The sequence below is a fragment of the Carnobacterium sp. genome, assembly GCF_040274425.1.
Window position 1 is genome coordinate 1 of sequence record NZ_JBEMBC010000158.1, and the last position, 2,638, is coordinate 2,638.

Here is a 2,638-nt window from a genome sequence, read left to right on the forward strand (position 1 = left end):
CTGACACCGTTAGAAGTATTTTTAACTTACATTAATGAGTGGGAACTGTCTAACTTAATTTGACAAACGAAATTTATAAAAAACATCATTTAATTTGACTTTTATTGAAAACCTTTTATTGAAAACAATACATATTTTTATCTTTTCTTAAAATTAGTGATTTACAGTTATTTAAAAATAATTAGAAAATTATTTATTTGCCTGTTTACTAGTTAAAAAAATGAATGCGTATTGAAGGAGAAGTAAGATCCCTAAAATAATACCTATACCTATTTTACCTTCTTTTGAACTTAATAATTCTGAAAAAACGCCTATTCTAGTAAGAATTCCTAAAATAGCAGAGGTAACTATAATTGGAAGAAAAGGTGCCCATAATTTTTTATCTTTTTCTTTATAAAACAGATAAAGTACTATTGCAGATATAAGAATGATGGTAGCTATGCCTAAATTTCCACTAAGATTTACTTTTAATGGTGTAGAGACTAAAAAACTAAGATAAAATCCAAATGAGACTCCTAACCCAACTAATAAAAGTAAAACTAGTTTAGATAGTTTGTCTTTAAATCGATATAAGCTAATCCCTAAAAGCCATAGAGCAAAAATAGCCATAACAGTCAAATAGGATCCGTGTATTAATAAGCTTCCAATATCCAAGCCTTCATCTGGAGAAATAAGTTCAGGTAAAATACTAAGAATAATATAAATTGCTAAAGCAGTTAGGACTATTTTTACAGTATCTAAAAGATTAATAGGCAGCTGTTTAATAATGTCGTCAGCAACTTCTTTTGGATTTTCTCCAAAATATTCTTCTGCGGAAAGACCTTGTTCCTGGGCATCTAAAATATCTCTTAAAACTTCTAATAATAATTCTTCACTTTTTTTCACATCTCTGAAAAAAACCATTATTCTAATATAAATAAGTAAGTTTCCATAGTATTTGTCGTTTTCTTTTGTCAACGATTTTTGTAATACAGCATTTGTCTCAATCAATTCATTTTTTTCCAACTCATTCACTTCCTTCTACTAGATTATCAACACTTTTTTTCAACTTATTCCATTGCAATGTAAATTCATTTTTTTCTGTTAACCCTTTTTCAGTAAGAGAATAATATTTTCTTTTTGGCCCTGTATCAGAGACTCTTAACGTCCCTTTAATTAATTCTTTTTTTTCCAGTGAGAGCAAAAGAGGATAGATCGTTCCTTTAGGAATATCAGTAAAACCAAAATCTGTAAGCTTTTCGCTCAGTTTATAACCATATAATTCTTCTTGGTAAAGTAAAAGCAAAATACTACCTGATAAAATTCCTTTCAACATTTGAGAGTTTATTTTGTTGTCCATGCTATCCCTCCTCTATTATGTTTTACAAGTTAGTTATACCAAACACAAACTAGCTTGTAAAGCATAATAGTTATTTTTATACATATTTTATTTTGATATGAGATAAAAAAACAGCCCAATAATTTAAATTAATAGGTTGTTATTAATACATGAAGTTACATAAAATCATATATCAAGCACCTAAGAAGATTCTATAATGGATTCATATACATCGAAAAGAGTAGTTGACTACACATTTTAAGTGAAGTATATTAAGAATATAGATTGTAAGTAACGTAAGGGAGGCTTACTTTGGCAACAATTATAAATAAAGTGAAAGAAAAAAGAAAAGAACAACATTTAACACAGGAAGATCTTGCAAATAAAGTAGGAGTCACAAGAAAAACAATATTATCATTGGAAAAAGGAAGTTATATCCCATCATTACTACTTGCCATGGATTTAGCTAGTGCATTAAATATTAAAATTGATCAATTATTTTTTAAAGGAGAATAACGAATGAAAAAAATTATATTTGAAGCTATTGGAAATTTAATATTCATCTTATTATTCGCTGCTGTAATTATTGAAGTTTTCGTAACGAATGTTAAATACACAACTGATGGGATTCAGTTTACAACAGGCACTATTTCAAGCATATTTTTGATCTACTTGATTGTTTTTCTAATTAGTAGATGGGTACTTAGCAAAAAAGATAAAAGTTATTCATTGAAGCAAGGTGAGTTTAGTGCTGCTGATGAAAGAGAGAAAAATAATGCTTATTTTGCAAGTATCGTCTCCTATAAGTCTACGATTATTAGTTTATTTATTGCTTTAGGTATTTTTGTATTTATAAATAATCTCCTTAATCCACCGTTTGATATTGAACTAAATTTATTTGTTTCAGGAGTAGTATTATTTACACTTGTAATTTGTATAGGTTTTCTTTCATATGCAATTGCTTGGGTTTTTAAAGATACAAGATGATTATAAAATCATTTAGTTTAAAATCTATTTTTAGAAATACTAATACATGAAATTCTATAAAATAGTGTATCCAGAACCTTAGTTTGGCAAAGTTCTTTTTAATCTTAAAAGTAAAGAGATTTAGATATACCTATCAATACGGTACAATAAAACTATAACTTATTTAGAAAAGGAGCGACCAGCTAATTTGAATATTAAAAAAAGCTTTTTTATTCTAGGTATGTTAGATTTTTTGTTTTTAGGAACCTATATTGTATATCTTGTGGTTCCAATAAATTTTGGCTATTATCCAATAGGCATTGTTCAATTAATTTTGCTAGCATTTTGTTTATT

Annotated in this window: 4 protein-coding genes; 2 read left to right on the forward strand and 2 right to left on the reverse strand. The window is 27.2% G+C overall.

Annotated elements, in window-relative coordinates:
• Positions 1-189: 189 nt before the first annotated feature.
• Positions 190-1,014, reverse strand: a complete 825-nt coding sequence (locus ABS911_RS14890; protein WP_350468202.1) for a hypothetical protein — start codon at positions 1,012-1,014, stop codon at positions 190-192.
• A complete protein-coding gene (locus ABS911_RS14895) occupies positions 1,007-1,339 on the reverse strand; it encodes a PadR family transcriptional regulator (protein WP_350468203.1) in 333 nt (110 codons plus the stop codon). The genes ABS911_RS14890 and ABS911_RS14895 overlap by 8 nt, the downstream gene beginning before the upstream one ends.
• A gap of 291 nt (positions 1,340-1,630) precedes the next feature.
• Here ABS911_RS14895 and ABS911_RS14900 point away from each other — a divergent pair, with 291 nt between their 5' ends.
• Together ABS911_RS14900 and ABS911_RS14905 are read left to right on the forward strand one after the other, a co-directional pair.
• Entirely contained in the window at positions 1,631-1,834 is a 204-nt protein-coding gene (locus ABS911_RS14900) for a helix-turn-helix transcriptional regulator (RefSeq protein ID WP_285836208.1), read from the forward strand.
• Positions 1,835-1,837: 3 nt separating this feature from the next.
• Complete coding sequence (locus ABS911_RS14905; protein ID WP_350468204.1) at positions 1,838-2,305, forward strand: hypothetical protein; 468 nt, start codon at positions 1,838-1,840, stop codon at positions 2,303-2,305.
• Positions 2,306-2,638: the final 333 nt, after the last annotated feature.

Bases quoted from the DNA above. Each gene is read 5' to 3' on its own strand.
- ABS911_RS14895 (WP_350468203.1), bottom strand. From the start codon at position 1,339: ATGGACAACAAAATAAACTCTCAAATGTTGAAAGGAATTTTATCAGGT.
- ABS911_RS14905 (WP_350468204.1), top strand. From the start codon at position 1,838: ATGAAAAAAATTATATTTGAAGCTATTGGAAATTTAATATTCATCTTA.